This window comes from Nonomuraea marmarensis, from assembly GCF_043197025.1.
In the GTDB taxonomy this organism is placed as follows: domain Bacteria; phylum Actinomycetota; class Actinomycetes; order Streptosporangiales; family Streptosporangiaceae; genus Nonomuraea; species Nonomuraea marmarensis.
The window spans coordinates 268,758-287,233 of record NZ_JBICRM010000006.1; the positions used below are offsets into that span (position 1 = coordinate 268,758).

Annotated in this window: 17 protein-coding genes; 9 read left to right on the forward strand and 8 right to left on the reverse strand. The window is 71.0% G+C overall.

All coding sequences use genetic code 11. The features are described 5' to 3' along the window. Window positions 1-9: 9 nt before the first annotated feature. From ACFLIM_RS12470 to ACFLIM_RS12495, 6 genes are all read right to left on the reverse strand, one after another. Window positions 10-1,854 (reverse strand): sigma factor-like helix-turn-helix DNA-binding protein, encoded by a 1,845-nt coding sequence (locus ACFLIM_RS12470; protein ID WP_393164671.1) that lies wholly within the window; start codon window positions 1,852-1,854, stop codon window positions 10-12. A gap of 50 nt (window positions 1,855-1,904) precedes the next feature. Then, entirely contained in the window at window positions 1,905-3,725 is a 1,821-nt protein-coding gene (locus tag ACFLIM_RS12475) for a UvrD-helicase domain-containing protein (RefSeq protein ID WP_393164672.1), read from the reverse strand. A 4-nt stretch (window positions 3,726-3,729) separates the two neighbouring features. After that, window positions 3,730-5,880 carry a hypothetical protein gene (locus ACFLIM_RS12480; protein ID WP_393164673.1) on the reverse strand — a complete coding sequence of 717 codons (2,151 nt, stop codon included), beginning with the start codon at window positions 5,878-5,880 and terminating at the stop codon, window positions 3,730-3,732. 112 nt (window positions 5,881-5,992) lie between these two features. Further along, window positions 5,993-6,769, reverse strand: coding sequence for a class I SAM-dependent methyltransferase (locus ACFLIM_RS12485; protein WP_393164674.1), 777 nt, complete (start codon window positions 6,767-6,769; stop codon window positions 5,993-5,995). 101 nt (window positions 6,770-6,870) lie between these two features. After that, on the reverse strand, window positions 6,871-7,938 hold the full coding sequence (locus tag ACFLIM_RS12490) for an ABC transporter substrate-binding protein (protein ID WP_393164675.1): 1,068 nt from the start codon (window positions 7,936-7,938) through the stop codon (window positions 6,871-6,873). 17 nt (window positions 7,939-7,955) lie between these two features. Further along, window positions 7,956-8,186: a hypothetical protein gene (locus ACFLIM_RS12495; protein ID WP_393164676.1), complete on the reverse strand. Its 231-nt coding sequence runs from the start codon at window positions 8,184-8,186 to the stop codon at window positions 7,956-7,958. A gap of 105 nt (window positions 8,187-8,291) precedes the next feature. Here ACFLIM_RS12495 and fdxA point away from each other — a divergent pair, with 105 nt between their 5' ends. The 3 genes from fdxA to ACFLIM_RS12510 all read left to right on the forward strand — a co-directional run bounded on the left by fdxA (window position 8,292) and on the right by ACFLIM_RS12510 (window position 10,534). Continuing rightward, window positions 8,292-8,618, forward strand: coding sequence for a ferredoxin (fdxA, locus tag ACFLIM_RS12500; protein ID WP_393164677.1), 327 nt, complete (start codon window positions 8,292-8,294; stop codon window positions 8,616-8,618). Between the two features lie 87 nt (window positions 8,619-8,705). After that, a complete protein-coding gene (gene dapC / locus ACFLIM_RS12505; protein WP_393164678.1) occupies window positions 8,706-9,776 on the forward strand; it encodes a succinyldiaminopimelate transaminase in 1,071 nt (356 codons plus the stop codon). A gap of 101 nt (window positions 9,777-9,877) precedes the next feature. Then, window positions 9,878-10,534 (forward strand): DUF4178 domain-containing protein, encoded by a 657-nt coding sequence (locus ACFLIM_RS12510; protein WP_393164679.1) that lies wholly within the window; start codon window positions 9,878-9,880, stop codon window positions 10,532-10,534. Between the two features lie 37 nt (window positions 10,535-10,571). Here ACFLIM_RS12510 and ACFLIM_RS12515 read toward each other — a convergent pair whose 3' ends face one another. Continuing rightward, complete coding sequence (locus ACFLIM_RS12515) at window positions 10,572-11,387, reverse strand: hypothetical protein (protein WP_393164680.1); 816 nt, start codon at window positions 11,385-11,387, stop codon at window positions 10,572-10,574. Between the two features lie 37 nt (window positions 11,388-11,424). Here ACFLIM_RS12515 and ACFLIM_RS12520 point away from each other — a divergent pair, with 37 nt between their 5' ends. From ACFLIM_RS12520 to ACFLIM_RS12545, 6 genes are all read left to right on the forward strand, one after another. Continuing rightward, entirely contained in the window at window positions 11,425-12,258 is an 834-nt protein-coding gene (locus ACFLIM_RS12520; protein ID WP_393164681.1) for a 2,3,4,5-tetrahydropyridine-2,6-dicarboxylate N-succinyltransferase, read from the forward strand. Then, window positions 12,258-13,313, forward strand: a complete 1,056-nt coding sequence (gene dapE, locus ACFLIM_RS12525; protein WP_393164682.1) for a succinyl-diaminopimelate desuccinylase — start codon at window positions 12,258-12,260, stop codon at window positions 13,311-13,313. The genes ACFLIM_RS12520 and dapE overlap by 1 nt, the downstream gene beginning before the upstream one ends. A gap of 187 nt (window positions 13,314-13,500) precedes the next feature. Continuing rightward, window positions 13,501-14,298, forward strand: a complete 798-nt coding sequence (locus ACFLIM_RS12530; RefSeq protein WP_393164683.1) for an LOG family protein — start codon at window positions 13,501-13,503, stop codon at window positions 14,296-14,298. Between the two features lie 11 nt (window positions 14,299-14,309). Beyond that, window positions 14,310-14,894: an LOG family protein gene (locus ACFLIM_RS12535; protein ID WP_393164684.1), complete on the forward strand. Its 585-nt coding sequence runs from the start codon at window positions 14,310-14,312 to the stop codon at window positions 14,892-14,894. A gap of 82 nt (window positions 14,895-14,976) precedes the next feature. Further along, window positions 14,977-15,678 (forward strand): hypothetical protein, encoded by a 702-nt coding sequence (locus tag ACFLIM_RS12540; protein ID WP_393164685.1) that lies wholly within the window; start codon window positions 14,977-14,979, stop codon window positions 15,676-15,678. A 41-nt stretch (window positions 15,679-15,719) separates the two neighbouring features. After that, complete coding sequence (locus ACFLIM_RS12545; protein WP_393164846.1) at window positions 15,720-16,238, forward strand: DNA-3-methyladenine glycosylase I; 519 nt, start codon at window positions 15,720-15,722, stop codon at window positions 16,236-16,238. Here the strand turns inward: ACFLIM_RS12545 and ACFLIM_RS12550 are convergent. Next, the gene (locus ACFLIM_RS12550; RefSeq protein ID WP_393164686.1) at window positions 16,198-18,447 is read right to left on the reverse strand and encodes a polysaccharide lyase 8 family protein; all 2,250 of its coding nucleotides are present in this window, start codon (window positions 18,445-18,447) and stop codon (window positions 16,198-16,200) included. The genes ACFLIM_RS12545 and ACFLIM_RS12550 overlap by 41 nt on opposite strands. Window positions 18,448-18,476 lie beyond the last annotated feature (29 nt).

Below are 18,476 nucleotides of genomic sequence, written 5' to 3' on the forward strand. Positions count from 1 at the left end.
AGCCCGGCGTCATCCGCCCAGGAAACCGAGTATGTCCCGGTCGCCGCGATCGCGCAGCCTGCCCAGGATCTCCTCGCGGGTGGCCAGGTCGGACAGTCCGATCCTGGCCCCGATCAGCCGCAACCCCTCGATCTCGGAGTTGACGGGAGCGGTGATCCCGATGAGGTAGAGCGCCCGGTTCACCGGGGGGATCCCGACGGCGGCGGCGGGCAGGTAGCGGGTCAGCAGCTCGCCCCCGTCCGACACGGTCAGGAACACGTGGTCGCCCTCGCTCGCCTTGAAGTCGGCCAGCACGTTGCGGATCGATCCCATGGTGGGCTGGTTGTGCCAGCTGATCACCACGTCGCCGGACGGCGTCGAGGCGGTGAGCTGCCCGCCCGGCGCCATCCCCAGGTAGGCCGCGAACCCCGTGGGCAGCGGCGACCCGGACCCGCGCAGGTGCTCGGCGTTCACGTCCACCCGGTGCCACCAGCGCCCGTCGCGGGAGCGGAAGCTGCGCCGGGTCAGCGACACGTCCTTACGCGGCTGGTACGGCTCCGCCTCCCCGCCAGGAGAGGTGCCCGCCACCCGGATCCAGCCCCGCTGCGTACGCTCGAACCCGGGACCGCCCGAGTACGCCCGTACCGAGCTCTCGCTCACGTCGTAGCGATTGGTCAGGTTCGTCACGATCGTGCTCACGGACGCCTCGCCGCCCGCCCGCTCGATCTCCCTGGCGATCATCTCCCTGATCCCCAGGTACTCGTCGCCGCCCCACCGGGTCAGGCCGTACTTGTTCCGGTCGATGCGGCGGAAACGCTCGTCGGCGGTGAGCTGGTTGCGGATGCCGACCAGGCTGTAGTCCTCACCGATGCGCTCCTGGATCTCCTCGGGCGACAGCGGCGCGCCCGCCACCGCCAGCACCGCCTCCGCCTTCTCGTTGATGCTGCGCGGCCACGGCACCACGTGCTGGCCGAGCACGCGTAGCTGCGGCACGGCCAGGATCCACCGCTCGGCCACGTCCTCGCGCACGCCGAGCTGGGCGACCATGGCCACGGCCTCGCCGAGCGGGCGCGGCCCGTCGGTGAACAGTTGGCGCGTCTTCTCCCTCAGCTCGTCGGCTCCGCCCGACACCAGCCACCCGTCGGCCTGCTCGTAGCCGGTCAGCAGCGTGCGCACGAACCGCCACACCGGGATCCCCAGCGAACGCAGCTCGGCCCCGTGCCACGGCACCGCGGCCTGCAGGTCGTCGGCCGGCACGGCCGAGCCCAACCGGCCGCGCAACCAGGTCACGTGCGCGACCAGCGCGGCCGCTTCGGGACCGCCCAGCCAGGACTCCACATGGTCACGCAGGTCGCGCTCGATCTGCCTGATCCGCTCCCGCGTCACCGAGAAACGCTGCGCCAGCTCGTCCAGCGTGGCCCGCTGGGTCGCGTACAGCCGGTCGCGGGCGATGGCCCGCTGCCGGTCGTCCAGCGCCGCGAACAGGTCGTCGATCAGCTCGGGCAGCGGCTTGTCCGGCCTGGACGGCGCCGGCACGGACTCGGGCGCGGGCTCGAGCAGCCGCTCGAACACGCCGGTGAACAGCTTCTGCACCACGTCCCTGCCCAGCATCTCCGGCGTGCGCTCGGCCTCGGCGGGGTCGGAGAAGCGCAGCAGCGGCAGGATGTCGCCGAGCAGCAGATGACCCCAGCACGCCACCGCCAGGTCGGCGAGGTGGCCGGAGACGGTCTGCGTTCCGACGGTGGCGCACGCGCGGTCGAGGGGAATCGCCTGCCACCAGGCCTCGGGCAGCTGTGGCTCCTCCACGATCGGCGCGATCTGACCAGGGGAGGTCCAGCGCAGTGGTGGCGCGACGTCGCTCAGGCTGAGGTTCATTGAGGTCCAACCGGCAAAGGGACGATATATCCGCAGTTCAGACTATGTGATCAGAGGGGCAAAAAGGGGCTGCCTCTTCCGGAATGGGAGATATAGAGGATCGCGCGTGCGCGAGTGCAGGCGACGAACAGTATGCTCCGCTCGCGTTGCAGGGCACGAGCCCGCGCGTTCGGCTCGTCCGGCGGCGGCTCGGGCACCACGCCCTCAGCCACACCGATGAGGGCCACCCGCTCGAACTCGAAGCCCTTGAGATGCTGGAAGGTCGATGCCCACACGTCCAGCCCGGCCAGCGCCTGCCTGGCGTCGCGGACGAGCCGGGGATTGCGGGCGCCGACGGCGATCTCGCCCGGGGGCACGCCGTCGGCCAGCCACGACTCGATCGTGGTCCGCAGCCCGGCCAGCTCCGACTCGAGGCTGTCATACTCCCTGATTATCGGGCGTTCGCCGTTGTGCGTCGCGCGGAATCCGTACATGCCTGTCGTGCCCCTGACCAGGCCGCTGGCGGGGCCGCCGCCGCGCAGCCGGACCACGAAGGACAGCAGCTCCTGGGGCAGGCGGTAGGAGAGTCTGAGCGTGTGCTGGGCGGCGGGGATGCCGACCGCGCCGAGCGCCACTCGCGTGTCGGTGACGCGCTGGTGCGGGTCGCCGACCACGAACAGGTCGTCGTGCGCGCGCGGCGCCGCCGCGCGCAGCAACCGCCACTGCGCCGGGCTGACGTCCTGCGCCTCATCCACAATGATGTGACGGTACGGCTTGCGCCCCGGCTCCACGTCGTCGAGTAGATCTCCTGTCGCGATGGACAGCAACCTGATCGCCTCATCCGTCAGCTCGCCCAGCGAGCGCGCCCTGGGGCCGACCAGCGCGGGGCGGCGGCCCTCCGAGGCGGTCACGATCCGCATGGCCAGGCGTTCGGCGTTGTCCACCTCGACCCGCTTGCGGACGACCTCGTCCTCGATCAGCACGTCCAGCCGCCGGGTCAGCTCCTCGGCCAGCCCCTGCGAGAACGTCACGAGCAACACCGGACCGCTGCCGTGCGCGGCCAGGTGGGCGGCCCGGTGCAGGGCGACGACGGTCTTGCCGGTGCCCGCCCCGCCCACGACCAGCACGGGGTGCTCGTAGCGGGCGGCCCTGGCAAGGCGGTGTTGCGGCGGATGCGGGAACGTGCACCAGCCCGGCGCCGCCAGCACCCGGTCGAGCGCCAGCTTGTCGGGCACGAACACCGCACGGTCGGGGCTGCGCCGCAGCGCCATGTGCAGGTCCTCGGTGTCGATCGGGCCGGTCTCCTCGTCGGACGCGCGCCAGGCGTCCAGCTCCCGCCACGCCTCCGAGAGCGAGCCGCCGCGGGCCAGCACGGCCAGGGGGACGTGCTGGGTGGGCGGCAGCAGCGGTTCGAGCGCGGCGACGTCGGCCTCGGTCGTGATCAGCCGGAACAGCGGCAGCGCGTGCACGTCCAGGCCCAGCCCCAGCAGATCGCCGTCGCAGATCGGGTCGAACAGCCCCGGTGACCGGACCGATCTGCGTAACGCGGGCTCCACCCGTTCCAGGCTCTCGGCGTCCCATTCCTCGACGACGCCTATGACGGGATTGACGCCGTACCTGTGGCGTTGGGCGTACGACCAGGCGTCGGGGTCGGGCAGGACCGTACGCAGCCAATAGACGTCCCGGTGCCGCACCACCACCCCGCGGTGCCCCTCGGCCAGCCGCAGCGTCGCGACCCGCGGATCCCGGCCGCCCCTGACCTTCTCGGGGTGCGGGGCGCCGGACACGTTCAGCAGGAACCTGCGCAGCGCGACCACGGCGTCCCTGCGCACCGGCTGGGCCAGTGCGCTGAGCTCCCTGGGAAACTCAGGGCCGATCGCGAGCCGCGGCACCGGCTCAGTCCAGGAGGGCAAGCAGGTCGCGGTCCCCGCGTTCGCGGAGCCTGGTGAGCAGCTCGGGCAGGCTGACAGGTCCGGTCATGCCGATCCTCGTGGCGATCACCCTGGCCGCCTGGTCCCGGGTGCCGCCCGGAGCCGTGTACCCGACCAGGCGGAGCGCCTTGGTGATCTGCTCGGCGCCCTGCGCGGCGACCGGCAGGTGCCTGGCCCGCAACACGCCCTCGTCCGACAGCGTTAAGAACAGGTGCCCGCCCTCGCGCGCTCCCACGTCGACGAGGAGGCGTTCGATGGACTCGAGCACCGGCCTGCCGTGCCAGACCATGGTCAGCTCGCCCGCGGCGCTCCTGACCGTCCTGCTGTCGCCCGGCGACAGCCCCAGGTACGACGCGAACCCCGTCGGCAACGCGCACTCGCCCCCGGCCAGTTGCTCGGCGGTCACGTCGACGCGCAACCACCACCGGCCGTCGGGCTGCCTGAAGCAGCGCCTGGTCTGGGAGACGTCCTTCAACGGCTGGTACGGCTTGTCCTGCTGCTCGCCGGAACCCCCGTTGGACTCCCCGACCGGCGGCGTGACCGGCGTGAACGCCTGGAACTGGGGTGGGCCGGGAGGCGGCGACTGGGCGGGGCCGAACGCCGACTGCGGCTGGGGCGGCGGCGGGAGGGTCGCCAGCACGAACTGCCAGGCGGGCACCTCCAGCGCGCGGATCTCCACGTTGTGCCAGTCGGCGGCGCCGATGAGCTGGTCCTTGGGCGCCGCCGGGCCCAGCGTCCTGCGCAGCTCGTCCAGATGGGCCCGGTACGGGGCCGCCTCCTCGCTGGCCAGCCAGTGATCGAGGCGGGCGCGGAGCTTGTGCTCGGTGGCGGAGATCTCGGCCGGGGGGACGGCGAAGAGCTTGGCGAGCTGATCCACGGCGGACGGCTGGTCGGTGAAGACCCGGTTCTGCGCCACGGCCCAGCTCTTGTCGTCGAGCCCGGCGAACGCGGCCTCGATGAGCTCGGGCAACTCCTGCTGCCCCGCCTGGTCGAGCTCCGGCGCTTCGCCCGCCGACACGGCTTCGGCCGCGACGGGCTCCGGGGTCTCGGCGGGTGCCTGCTCGGGTGTGGCGGCTTCGCCAGGCTCCGGTTCGGCCTGCTGGACCACGTCCTCTGCCGCCGCTGCCACCTCCAGCGCTGCCGCCTCTTCGGATGCGGGCTCAGGAGCGGGCTCGTCGGCGGTGTCGAACCCGCGCTCGGACACGAGCTCAGGCATGAGCTCGGGCTCGGGCTCGGGCTCAGGTACGGGGGCCTGCTCGGACACCGGCCCGGCGTCGGCGTCCAGCACCGGCTCGACGGCCTCGGGCGCGCCCTCATCGGTCGGAGCTGCCTCGGGCTGGCCCTCGTCGGTTGGGACGGCCTCGGGCTCGCCCGCGCCGGTCGGGTCGGCCTCGGAAGCCTGCTCCGCCGGCGCCTCCGCGTGCGACGCCACGGCCTCGCCGGGCGCGGCCACGGCGGGCTCCTCTGCGGCAGGCTCGGCGATGGCCTCGCCCGCGAGCGGTTCCGGCTCGGCGGCGACCGGCTCGGCCGCGACCGGCTCGGACGCGTCGGCGAGTGGTGCGGCGGCGGCGAACTGCGCCACAGGCTCGGGCGCGTGCTCCTCGGCGACCGGCTCCGGCGTGGCCTCGGCCACCGGCTCGATCTCGGCCGAGGCGGCGGGTGCGGTCGCGGACGCCTTGGCGGGGGCCGCGACGTGCGGGGGTGCCGGGTGCGGGTGTGCGAGACGTACCAAAACTGCTGAGAACAGCGTGTTCAGCACCGGACGCGCCTGGATGAAGGGCTGGTCAGCCAGCTCCCTGCTGGTCAGCGCCATCAGCCCGGCCCACGACCCCGCCCGGTCGAGCGCGATCGCGACGGCGGGCTCGTCCGCCTCCTCCGGGTCCAGCACGTACAGCGCCGGCAGGACGTCGCCCACCGCCGCCGCGGGCCAGTGCTCCAGGGCGATCTCCGTGAGCAGCTCGCCCAGCGACTCCGGGCCGATGGCGGCGAGGACGCGCGGCATGGGCAGGCTGCGCCACCACGCATCCGGCAGATCCGGCTGCCCGGTGAGTAGCGTGATCGTCGACGCGTCGCTCCACCTCAACGGTGGTACGAGGTCGCTCAGGCAGAAGTTCATCCCGTTCCGTTCACCAGCCCCTCACGCCGCCGCAGCGGTGCAGCCATAATCTCGCCGCCCACGGAACAGACCATAGTCCGGCAAATCAGCCCTACGCATCCCGCACGACGCATCAACGCCGAACAGCGGCAAAGCGTAGACGCACGTAGTCGGCCATCCAGCCAGTCTCCCTGCGAAGTGCGGGCGCGGCCAGTTCGTTGACGCGACGGAGCAGGGGTTCCACGATGTCCGGCGGGAGCCCTTCGAGCACCGAGGCGGCGAACATGCGCACCCAGTCGGCGGCCCCGCCGGGGCACTCGTCGAGCGGGGTCGGCCGGTCGAAGTATTCGAGCAGCCGGACCACGAACCCCTCCTGCTCGAGGCGGCGGGCGTACTCGGCAGGCGTGGGAAAGTACCACGGCAGCTCGGGTTCGCGCAGGCCGTACTCGCGCCAGGCCGTCAGCATGGCGGCGGTCAGTTCGGCGCAGTTGCCCGACCCGCCCATCTCCGCGACGAACCGCCCCCCGGGCGTGAGCGCCTCGCGGACGTTGGCGATCACGGCGGCGGGATCGCGGCTCATCCAGTGCAGCGCCGCGTTGGAGAACACCGCGTCGTACGGGTCCACGACGCTGAAGTCGTGCCCGTCGCCGACGATGAAGTTGATCCCCGGATACTGCGCCAGCGCCTTCTCGATCATCGCGGACGAGCCGTCGATGCCGAGCACGTCCGCGCCCCTGAAGGCGAGCTGCGAGGTGAGCACCCCGGTGCCGCACCCGAGGTCGAGCACGCGCTCGCCGGGGCGCGGATCCAGCAGGTCGACCAGCGGCGCGCCCTGCGTCGAGACGTAGCCGAAGCTGCTGTCGTAGGCGCGACTGTTCCACCGCTCCAAACTCGGTGTGTCATATCGCAAGACGATCAGCTCTCATTCGTCAGACATCGGGCCCCCGTGGCCGTGCTGTCCGTTCACTTTAGAGCCTGAACGTCCCTACGACATATCAAGTCACATCGGACTCATCCCACACTCTTCGCCCATTCCTTCTTGAGGTACGCCTTCGCCGCGTCTGCCTGCGGAATCGTCATGAGGACGGGCGGACCGGGCGCCTTGGGAAGTTTGGCCGCCTGCTCGGCGTCGAGCGTGCGCTTCATGAGCATGGCCTCGCCGCGCGCCGGGCGGGCGTACCCCTTCTGGAGCAGGTTCTGGCCCTCATCGGAGAAGAGGAACTCCTGCCAGAGGCGGGCGGCGGCCGGGTGCGGCGCCGCCTTGTTGATCGCCTGCACGTGGTAGTCGCCGAGCGGCGCGTCCCGCGGGATCGTCACCTTCCACGCGTCGGACTGGTTCGCGCTGCGGGTCGCGTTCAGGTGGTCCCAGGCGATGATCACGTTGGCCTTGGCCGGTTCCGCGAGCTGCCCGGCCTGCTTGAGCTTGGCGAACAGCTCGACTCCCTGCTGGGGTTGCGGCACCCCGGCCCGCATGGAGGCGGCCATGACGCCGTCGAACGCCGACGCCGAGCGCAGCGGGTCGCCGTCGAGCGCCACCCGGTAGCCGGGTTTGAGCAGGTCGGCGAAGGTGGCGGGCGGTTTGACCGCGCGCGGGTCGTACCCGATGGACATGTAGCCGCCGTAGGCGGCGTACCAGGCGCCGGACGAGTCCTTGACGTGGTCGGGCAGGTCCTGCCAGCTCTGCACCTTGTACGGGGCGAACCTGTCGGCGGCGGACACGGCCACGTCCATGGTCAGGTCGAACACGTCGGGCTTGAGCTGGGCGGCGGCGTCCAGTTCGCGCTTGCTGCCGGCACGCGGCTCGAGCTCGTTGACCTTGATGTCGTACTTGTCGGCGAAGGTGTCGATGACCTCGCCGTAGTTGACCCAGTCGCGGGGCAGCGCGATCACGTTGAGCTGCCCCTCGTGCTTGGCGGCCTCGGCGAGCCGCTCCATGGTGGCGAAGCCCGCCTTCATGGAGCCGGCCCGGACGTTGATCGGCGGCAGCTTCTTGGACTCCGGCAAGGAGTCGGTGGACGACGCGCCGCATCCGGCGCTGGCGAGGATGGCTGCTGCGGCGGCGCAGGTACGTACGGTCACAGAACGAATACTTACTGTTACATCCGTTCAGGTCGAGGAGGCGCGACCGGAACAACTTTGGCCGCTACCAGTGTTTCCTCGAAAATCTCCACCAGCGTGCCATCTTTTTTACGAACCTTGAGCACGCCACCCTCCCACGCCTCCAGGATTCCGACGGTGTCGCGAAACCCGCCCTGGACGCGCCTCCGAGTGGTGATCCGTGTGCCTATGTCCTGAGTTGTGATCCTGATGACAAGGCGTGCGGCCACGAGTTTGCCACCCTCCGTTTCGGCCAGCTGGCAAGCACGGCAATACTAGGGCCTAGCAAACCGCGGTCAGAGTCATGCCATGGTGCGGAGAAGAAGGAGCTCGAGGTGACCTACGTCATCGCGCAGCCTTGCGTGGACGTCCTGGACAAGGCGTGCATCGAGGAGTGCCCCGTCGATTGCATCTACGAGGGCGAGCGCATGCTTTACATCCACCCCGACGAGTGCGTGGACTGCGGCGCGTGTGAGCCTGTATGCCCCGTCGAGGCGATTTTCTATGAGGACGACCTTCCCGAGCAGTGGAAGGAGTACTACAAGGCGAACGTGGACTTCTTTGAGGACCTCGGCTCGCCTGGTGGCGCCTCGAAGGTCGGAAAGATAGAAAAGGACCACCCGGTGGTGGCCGTCCTGCCACCGCAGGGTGAGGACCACTAGCGCGCGCCGTTCACGGGGGGCATCCAGGCCGGATGCGCCCCCTATCGGCGTGCGCTGTAGTACGGCAACGCACAACCCTGGAGAACCGTGAACAACCTGCCCGACTTCCCCTGGGACCGACTGGAGCCGTACAAAGAGCGTGCGCTTGCACATCCCGGCGGCATCGTCGACCTCTCGGTCGGCACGCCCGTCGACCCGGTGCCGCAGATCGTCCAGGACGCTCTGGTGGGGGCGGCCAACAGCCCCGGCTACCCGTTCACCCACGGCACCAAGGCGCTGCGCGAGGCCGCGGCGGGGTGGCTGCGGCGCAGGCACGGCGTCACCGTCGATCAAAAGGACGTGCTCCCGGTGATCGGCTCCAAGGAGTTCGTCGCCTGGCTGCCGACCTACCTCGGCGCCGGGCGGGTGGTCTTCCCCGAACTCGCCTACCCCACCTACGACGTGGGGGCGCGGCTGGCCGGGGCGGTGGCCACGGCCGCGGACAGCACGTTCGCACTCGGCCCCGAGCACGTGGACCTGCTCTGGATCAACTCTCCCGGCAACCCCACGGGCCGGGTGCTGCCCGCCAAACACCTGCGCAAGGTCGTGTCCTGGGCCCGCGAACGCGGCACGGTCGTGGCCTCCGACGAGTGCTACATCGAGCTGGGCTGGGAAGAGGAACCGGTCTCGATCCTGCACCCCGACGTCTGCGGCGGCTCCCACGAGGGGCTGCTCGCGGTTCACTCGCTCTCCAAGCGCTCCAACCTGGCCGGCTACCGCGCCGGGTTCGTGACGGGCGATCCCGTCCTGGTCAAGCGGCTGCTGGAGATGCGCAAGCACGCGGGCATGCTCATGCCCTGGCCGGTCCAGGCGGCCATGACTGCCGCGCTCGGCGACGACGCGCACGCCGACCGGCAGCACGAGCGCTACGCCGCGCGCCGCGCCCTGCTCCGTCCCGCGCTGGAGCGGGCGGGGTGGAGCATCGACCATTCGACGGCCGGTCTGTACTTCTGGGCGTCGAACGGGCAGAGCGCCTGGGATCAGGTGGCCAAGCTCTCCGAAATCGGCATTTTGGTCGCGCCGGGCGAGTTCTATGGATCGGCAGGTGGACGGCACATCCGCATCGCGGTTACCGCGACTGATGAGCGGATCAGTGCGGCGGTGCGCCGCCTCCAGTAGGATCGCGCGTCAGAGCCAGCCGCACAGGCTCCCGGGCTAATTGATAGACAAATTGATAAGGGCTTTTGCCGAGGCAGACCGCGAGTGGAGCGAGCTGATCGATGAGCATGACCTCCATGGTCGTTCTCGGGCTGAGCATCGCCACCGTCCTGCTGCTGCTGGGGGCCTTCCTGGCCACTCTGCGGCAAGACAGGAAGGGCCGCCCGAGCGCGCCGCCGGCTGAGGTCGCTCCCATCGAGACCCCGCTGCCGGCACCGGTGAGCGCGGCGGAGCATGCCGGCACCGACTACACCGACCCTCGCACGATCCGGGTCGGGGACCGGATCGAGGTGCACGGGTCGCCCGCGCGCGTGCTCGGCGCCATGCACATCTCCTGGCAGGGCCAGCAGTGGACCGAATACCTCTTACGTGACGCCGCCCGCCGCCTCCAGTGGCTCTCCGTCGAGGTGCTCGCGGGCGATCCGCCCCACCTCGAGGTGCAGCTCTGGACCGACGTGCCCACCCAGGGCATGGTCCCGGCCAAGAGCATGCTGATCATGGAGGGCGTGGAGTTCTTCCCGATCGAGCGGGGCACGGCCGCGTTCCGGAGCGAGGGCGACACCGGCAACCCGGACCGGGGGCTGCTCGACTTCGCCGACTACCGCGCCGCCGACGGACGGCTGCTGTCGTTCGAGCGCATCCAGGGCCGCTCGTGGACGGCCAGCTACGCCCAGCCGCTGCCACCCGGCTCGATCACCATCGTCCGCCGCGCCTCATAGCCCGCACCGCTCGGTGCCACACCGTGCACGCGGCGGTTCAGGAGAGTTCGACCTGGGTGGAGCCTGATTTGCCGCCCGCCTGCCAGCCTTCGATCTCGAGGTCGTTCGACCAGGTGGCGCCGGCGTAGCCGACGTGGCTCAGCGCGTACTTCTCGGCGTGGGCCACCGACCAGGCGGCCACCAGCCACCCGCGTTTCTTCGTGGTGATGGCCGTGCTGCCGAGCGCCCTGGCGAGTTGCTTGCGGGCCTCGGCGGTCCGCGGCTGCGGCGTGGGGGTCTTGCCCGGCGGATACCAGCAGTGGACGGCCTGGGGGACACGCCCGGTGAACGCGGCGGCCAGGATCTTGGCGTCCGCCTCGTGCTGGGCGTAGGCGTAGCCGCCCGCCGAGCGCTGCACGGCCTGTGCCGCGTCCGCCAGCGGGATCTTGCGGTAGTTCTTCACCTTGGCCAGGGCAGCGAAGAACTTGGTGGTGGCGTAGACGGGGTCCATGAGCTGCTTTTTCGGGCCCCACCCCTGCGACTGGCGCTGCTGGAACACGCCGACCGAGTCGCGGTCGCCGTAGTCGAGGTTGAAGAGCTTCGACTCCTGCAGCGCCGTCGCGTACGCGATCACCACCGCCCGCTCGGGCAGCTTGCGCCGCGCCGCGACGGCCGCGATGGTGGCCGAGATCTGCGCCTGCTCGGGAACGAGATCGCGGACGCCGTCAGGGGTGTGAACGGTGCAATGCGCCTCGGGCACGGCCAGCGGCGTCGCTTTCTTCAGCAAGTAGTAGAGACCCACGGAAATGCCCACCGCGAGCACGATGACGATGATCGCGATGGTGATGACTCCACGAGAGAAGCGCAGGCGCACCCTGAAAAACCTACCCGGCCGGATAAGCTCCGTGGCCATGAGTCACGTGAGCACCTCGTCACCGATATCGCCGGTGGTGGACGAGCTGTGGGAGCGCCGCGCGGAGTTGTCGCCGGCCGACGTAGATGCGCGCCACCAGGTGGTCGGCGCGGTGGACCTGCTCGACAGGGGCGTGGCGAGGGCCGCGCGACTGGTGGGCGGCGAGGTGGTCGTGGACGAGCGGGCCAAGCGGGCCATCCTGCTCAGCTTCAAGGTGCTCGGCATGGCGCGCTCGCAGGTCGGGGACTTCCAGCACCACGACAGGCACCCGTTGAAGAGCTCGTTCGACGGGGTGCGGGTGGTGCCGGGCGCGATCGCCCGCTGGGGCTCCTACCTGGCGCCGGGCGTGGTGCTGATGCCGTCGTTCACGAACATCGGCGCGTACGTGGACTCCGGCACGATGGTCGACACCTGGGCCACGGTCGGATCCTGCGCCCAGATCGGCAAAAATGTTCATTTGTCCGGCGGTGCGGGCATCGGCGGCGTGCTGGAGCCGCCCAACGCCGTCCCGGTCGTCGTGGAGGACGACGCGCTGATCGGCAGCAGGTCGATGATCGTCGAGGGCGCCCGGGTCGGCCAGGGCGCGGTGGTCGGCGCTGGAACGATCCTGTCGGCGTCGATCCCGGTGATCGACGTGCAGACGGGCGAGGAACTGGCCCGCGGCCGGATCCCCGACTGGTGCGTGGCCGTCAGCGGCACCCGCCAGAAGGAGTTCCCCGGCGGCACGTTCGGCCTGCCGTGCGTGCTGGTGCTCAAACGCCTGGAGCCGGGGCAGCGGCACGACAAGGCGGCGCTCAACGAGGTGCTGCGCGAACACGGAGTGAACACCTGATGCTTGACCTGACGCAGGACGTACGCGCGCTGACCGCCGCGATCGTGGACATCGAGTCGGTGAGCGGGGAGGAGCGGGCGCTGGCCGACGCGGTCGAGCGGGCGCTGTCCGCACTGCCCCACCTGAAGGTCGAACGGTCGGGCGAGACGATCGTCGCCCGCACCGAACTGGGCACGTCCGAGCGCGTGCTGATCGCCGGGCACCTCGACACCGTCCCCGTCGCGGCCAACCTGCCCAGCCGGGTGGAGGGCGACCTCCTGTACGGGTGCGGCACGTCCGACATGAAGGCCGGCGTGGCGATCGCGCTCAGGCTGGCGGCGACCGTGCCCGCGCCCAACAAGGACATCACCTACGTCTTCTACGACTGCGAGGAGGTCGAGGCCGAGCGCAACGGCCTGACCAGGGTGGCCAGGGACCATCCCGACTGGCTCGCGGCCGATTTCGCGGTGCTGATGGAGCCGACCGACGGCGTGATCGAGGGCGGCTGCCAGGGCACGCTGCGCGCCGACATCACCGTGCCGGGCAAGCGCGCGCACAGCGCCAGGTCGTGGTTCGGGGTCAACGCCATCCACGGGATCGAGCCGGTGCTGGCCCGGCTGAACGCCTACGAGGCGCGGCTGCCGGTGGTCGACGGGCTCGAATACCACGAAGGACTGAACGCGGTCACCGTGCGGGGCGGGGTGGCGGGCAACGTCATCCCCGATCTGTGCGTGGTGACCGTCAACTACCGGTTCGCCCCCGACCTGTCGATCGAACAGGCGAAGCAGCACGTACGAGAGGTGTTCGACGGTTTCGAGGTGACCTTCGGGGACACCGCGCCCGCGGCCAGGCCGGGGCTGACGCATCCCGTGGCGGCGGCCTTCACCGCGGCCGTCGGCGGCACGCCGCGCGCCAAGCTGGGGTGGACGGACGTCGCCCGCTTCTCCACGCTGGGGGTGCCCGCCGTGAACTACGGGCCCGGGGATCCGAACCTGGCGCACCAACAAGGCGAGTACGTGTCGCTGACGAAGATCGTCGAGAGCGAGCGGGCCATGCTCGACTGGCTCACAATATGAAAGTGGCCTTCCTCGCCGGCCATTTGGCGGGGAAGACCACTTTCAGTCCCGAGCAGCACCCTCGACGTTTAGACGCAGGGTGGTCGAAATTCGGTTCCCTGCTTCTTCCAAGATTTTTCAGAAGCCCGCTTCCCCCGGTCTACCAGGGGTTTCGCGGTCGTCTGCGAGGAGGACTAGCGTGACCCGCATGGAAAAGCCACGTCCCGAACGCCGTCAGGGGCAAGCCGTCGTCCGCGGCAGCCTCGTCCCCCGCTCCACCCACGACGAGCGCCTGCTCGCCCGCCAGGGACCCGCCGACTGGGTGCACATGGACCCGTGGCGGGTGCTGCGGATCCAGGCCGAGTTCGTGGAGGGGTTCGGGCAACTCGCCGCGTTGCCGCCGGCGGTCACGGTCTTCGGCTCGGCCCGCACCGCGGAGGGCTCGCCCGAGTACAAGACGGGCCGGACGCTCGGCCGCGCGCTGGCCGAGTCGGGCTACGCCGTGATCACGGGCGGCGGGCCGGGCGTCATGGAGGCCGCCAACCGGGGCGCGAGCGAGGTGGACGGCGCGGTGTCGGTCGGGCTCGGCATCGAGCTGCCGTTCGAGCAGCACATGAACGACTACATCGACCTCGGCATCGAGTTCCGCTACTTCTTCGTGCGCAAGACGATGTTCGTCAAATACTCGTGCGGCTTCATCGCGCTGCCCGGCGGCTTCGGCACGCTCGACGAGCTGTTCGAGGCGCTCACGCTGGTGCAGACCCACAAGGTCACCTCCTTCCCCGTGGTGCTGATGGGCTCGGAGTTCTGGGGCGGGCTGCTCGACTGGATCAAGGGCACCCTGCTCAGCTCGGGCAAGATCGCGGCCCACGACCTCGACCTGATCACCGTCACCGACGACGTGGACGAGGCCGTGCGCATCATCGTGGACGCCGACCTGGCCCGCTCCCAGCGGCGCGAGGAGGAGCTGGAGGTCGCCGAGGCCCAATTCGCCGAGCCCCAATAGGCTTCCCCGTTGTGAACATCTGCGTCTTCTGCGCCTCGAGCCTGAACATCGACAAGAAATACCTCGATCTGGCCGGACATGTGGGCACCGAGCTGGGCAAGCGGGGCCACACCCTGGTGAGCGGCGGCGCCACCGTCTCCTGCATGGGCGCCGTCACCTCGGCCGTGCGCGCGGCCGGCGGGCGCACGATCGGCGTGATCCCGCAGGTCCTGGTGGACATCGAGGTGGCGGACGAGGAGTCGGACGAGCTGATCGTCACCGACGGCATGCGCGAGCGCAAGGGCCTCATGGACGCCCGCTCGGACGCGTTCCTCGTGCTGCCCGGCGGCATCGGCACGCTGGAGGAGCTGTTCGAGATCTGGACCGCGCGGGTGCTCGGCATCCACGACCGCCCCCTGGTGATCCTCGACCCCTGGGGCCTGTACGACCCGCTCAGGAAGCTCGTCTCCAACATGTACGACGAGGGCTTCACCCGGCCCGACGTCTTCGACGCGATCTCCTGGACCGCCACCGTGGAAGACGCGTTCGCCCATCTGGAGGCCCGCGCCCAGCCGGTCAGGCCCAGCGTCGCCGAGCTCGGTGAGGCCACCGGCTGACCGGCGCGCTCACCGCCCGGAGAAAGACGGGCTGCGGCAAGTGTGGGACCTCGTGCCCCGATGATATGAGTACGATGCCAATGTGCTGGTCATACTCGCCATCGCCGCCATCGCCATCTTGGCGTGCGTGGTCCTGGTCTCCCTCGGTAGGGGCGGTGAGCTGACCGAGTTCCCGCCGGACGTGCCGCCTCTCGACCTGCCCGAGCCGGGGCAGCTGACAGCGGTCGACTTCATGGCGCTCCAACTGCCGGTCAATCTGGTCGGCTACCACACGGGCAGCGTCGACGAGACCCTGCGCAGGGCTGCCGGCGCCATCAGCGCGCGGGACACCCGGATCGCGGTGCTGGAGCAGCGGGTCTCCGAGCTGCTGTCGAGCCGGCTGCACGCGCGCCAGGAGGTCTACGCCGCGCCGGGGGCCGGGCTGCGTACCGACCACGAGCCCGAGGCCCCGGCCGCTCCCCGGGAGCTGCCCGAGTCGGGCGATCCCGTGACGTCGAGCGGGGCGACGTTGTCCTGGGACGGGAGTGCGGAGTGGCGGGTGCCGCCGCGTGACGGCGCGACCGCCGCCGCGCAGCCGGACCCGAGCGAGCCCGAGGACGAGAAACCAGGCGAGCCGGAAGACGAGCTTAAGGACGGCGTCGAGGACAAGTCCGAGGACGGGCCTGAGGGCGGCGAGGCCCGTGACGGACAGGCCCGAGCCGCAGACGTGACCGGCGCCCGGACCCGTGACGAGGAGGAGCGCGTGCGGGCCACGCTGGGCAACGACGGGGACGAGCGCTCGTGACCGAGCGGTCCCCTGAGCCGATCCGCTGCGCGTGGGCGGGCATGGCCGACCCGATGTACCTCGCCTATCACGACGAGGAGTGGGGCCGCCCGCTCAAGGGCGACGACGAGGTCTTCGAGCGGGTGGCGCTGGAGGCGTTCCAGTCGGGCCTGTCGTGGCTGACGATCCTGCGCAAGCGGGAGAACTTCCGGGCCGCCTTCGACCGCTTCTCGATCCCCAAGGTGGCCGCGTACACCGAGCGGGACGTGGAGCGCCTGCTCGGCGACGCGGGCATCGTACGCAACCGGGCCAAGATCGAGGCGGCGGTCAACAACGCCAGGGCCGCGCTCGACCTGCCTGAGGGCCTGTCGGAGCTGGTGTGGCGCTACGCCGAGCCGGACGCGCCCGCGCCCAGGACGATGGCGGACGTGCCCGCCACCACCCCGGGCTCGAAGGCGCTGGCCAAGGAGCTGAAGAAGCACGGCTTCAGGTTCGTCGGCCCGACCACGGCCTACGCGTTGATGCAGGCCATCGGCCTGGTCAACGATCATGTCGAGGGCTGCGTGGCGCGTACACGCTGAGCTCGACGGCGTGGGTGCGCCCGAGCGATCCGCCGAGCTTGACGGTGACGGAGGGGTTCTTCCCCGGTCGCAGCGCGATGGTGTCGTCGCCCCGGGCGATGGCCCGCGCGGGGCGGTCGAGCGTCAGCGTCACGGCGTCCACCGTCCTGCTCGGGTCTGCCACGGCCAGCAGGATCCGCCCGCTGGCCCGCCGCATGAGCACCACGCACGGCGCGTCGGCGGCCAGCCCCGCGACCTCGCCGGGCGCCCAGAACGTGGCCGCGACCAGCCCGCGCGCCTGCACCGCCTGCAACCGCCGGGTGTTGGCCAGCACCCGGACGGGACGCGACCCGCGGAACGCCCGCGTCTGACTGCGCGAGGCGTTCGGCAGCAGGACGTAGGCGTAGGAGGCGTCCAGAGGGCTCACGCCGTGGTCGAACCAGAAGGTCACGTAGCGCCGCGTGACGGGGTCGTAGGCGCCGCTGGTGTCGTCGCCCGCGTTGATGTCGCGCCACCGGCCGGTACGCGTCTCCACGAGGCTGTGCGCCCCCTCGAACACGTAGCCGCCCACCCCTGCCAGATGCGCCCAGCCGTCTCCGAAGTACGGGTCCTCGTCCGTGGCCCGGTTTTCCACCACGGTCTCGACGGTGCGGCCGTCGAAGCTCGTGATGCCGCTGCCGAGCGCCACCACGACGTTGTCCAGGCAGTACCACGACTTGCGCGCCGCCAGGCTCACGCCGTCGACGATCAGCTCCATGGCGGCGGCACCGTACCGGCCTTCGAGCACCGCGCCGCCCGCCTGCGCGTTGGCCGGGCAGTAGGCGCGGAAGGAGAGGTCCTCGCGCGCGCGGGTGTCGACCGTGACCCCGGGCAGCCGGTACGGGTCCACCGTCGGCCAGAAGTCCGCGCCGAACTGGCCCAGGTCGCCGGTGTAGAGGTAGGTCATGCCGTCACCGGTGTACCAGCCGTGCAGGTTCTCGGCGTTGATCGCCTCGTAGGAGGCGATCCGCCGCGAGGACAGGCTGATCGCGAACGACCAGCCGGGCCGCCGGTGCACGACGCGGTCCATCGAGGGGAACACGAAGTGCCCGACGGGCTCGGGCGCGGCCTCGACCGTCTTGTCGTCCAGCACGGCGACCGCCCGCCGGGTCTCCGGCACGTCCGCGTGCTCCAGGTAGGGACGGGCCCCGCCGCGCTCGATCCACCCCTTGGCCAGCTCCCTGAACCGGCTCCGGTACGGCTCCTCCGCGCCCTGCGCGAGCAGCAGCACCGCGCCGATCGCGCCATGACCGGCCACGCTGTCGGAGAACGTCTGCCGGGTGGCCGCCCGCCCCCTGACCGTGTCCATCAGCAGGCCGTCGTGCAGGAACGGCGCGAAGGAGCGTTCCACGGCGTCCAGCACCACCTGCCGTCCCGGGTCGGTCACCTCCCAGGGCGACCCGCGCAGCAGCGCGACCGTCTGGGCGACCGCGGTGAGCAGGGACAGGCCGTAGGAGCCCGTGTAGGCGACGTCGCCGTGCTGGATGAACGACCCGTCGCGGTAGAACCCGTCGCCGGAGCCGACGTAGCCGAACACGCTGTGCCGGCCGCCGTCGCGCACGTCCGACAGGCCGTCGCGGGCCTGCGCCAGCTTGCCGGCGCTGCGCCCGGCCACGCCGCGGAAGGCGACGATGGACGCTTTGTCGGCCCGGTTCGCGCCGCTCTCGCGGGCCGCGGGATGGCCCGCCCGGCAGTCGGCGTCCGGGCAGAACCGGTCGATCGCCCCCAGGTACGCCCCGAGCCTGCCGGCGTCGAGCCGGTCGCCGAGCAGCACGCAGGTGCGGGCCAGTTCGGCCGGCGTGCCGATCTCCCAGAACCACCAGTTGCCCGTCTCGGGCAGCCGCTCGTTGTAGTGGCCCTCGTGGAGCAGGTCGAGCGCGTCCACGACCGTCGCCGCGACGGCGTCGTCGCCGTGCAGCGCGGTGCCCGGCGTGGCCCAGGCGGTGGCGATCAGGCGCAGCCGGCCGTAGCTGCCGGTGACGTTGCCGGGACGGCCTTCGAGCGGGAGGTCGGGCCACATCTCGGCGGGGGTCAGCTGGGCCAGCCAGCCGGCGGCCGTCTCGCTCAGCGTGGCCAGCGGCCTGGCGTAGACCGGGTCGGAGACGTCGATCTCGCCGCCGGTGAGCAGGTCCACGGCGGTCGTGCGGAGCGCTTCGAAGTCGTGCGGGCCGGGCGCGTCGGAGTGGTCCATGGCGCTAGGAATATCGCATGGGAGCGTGG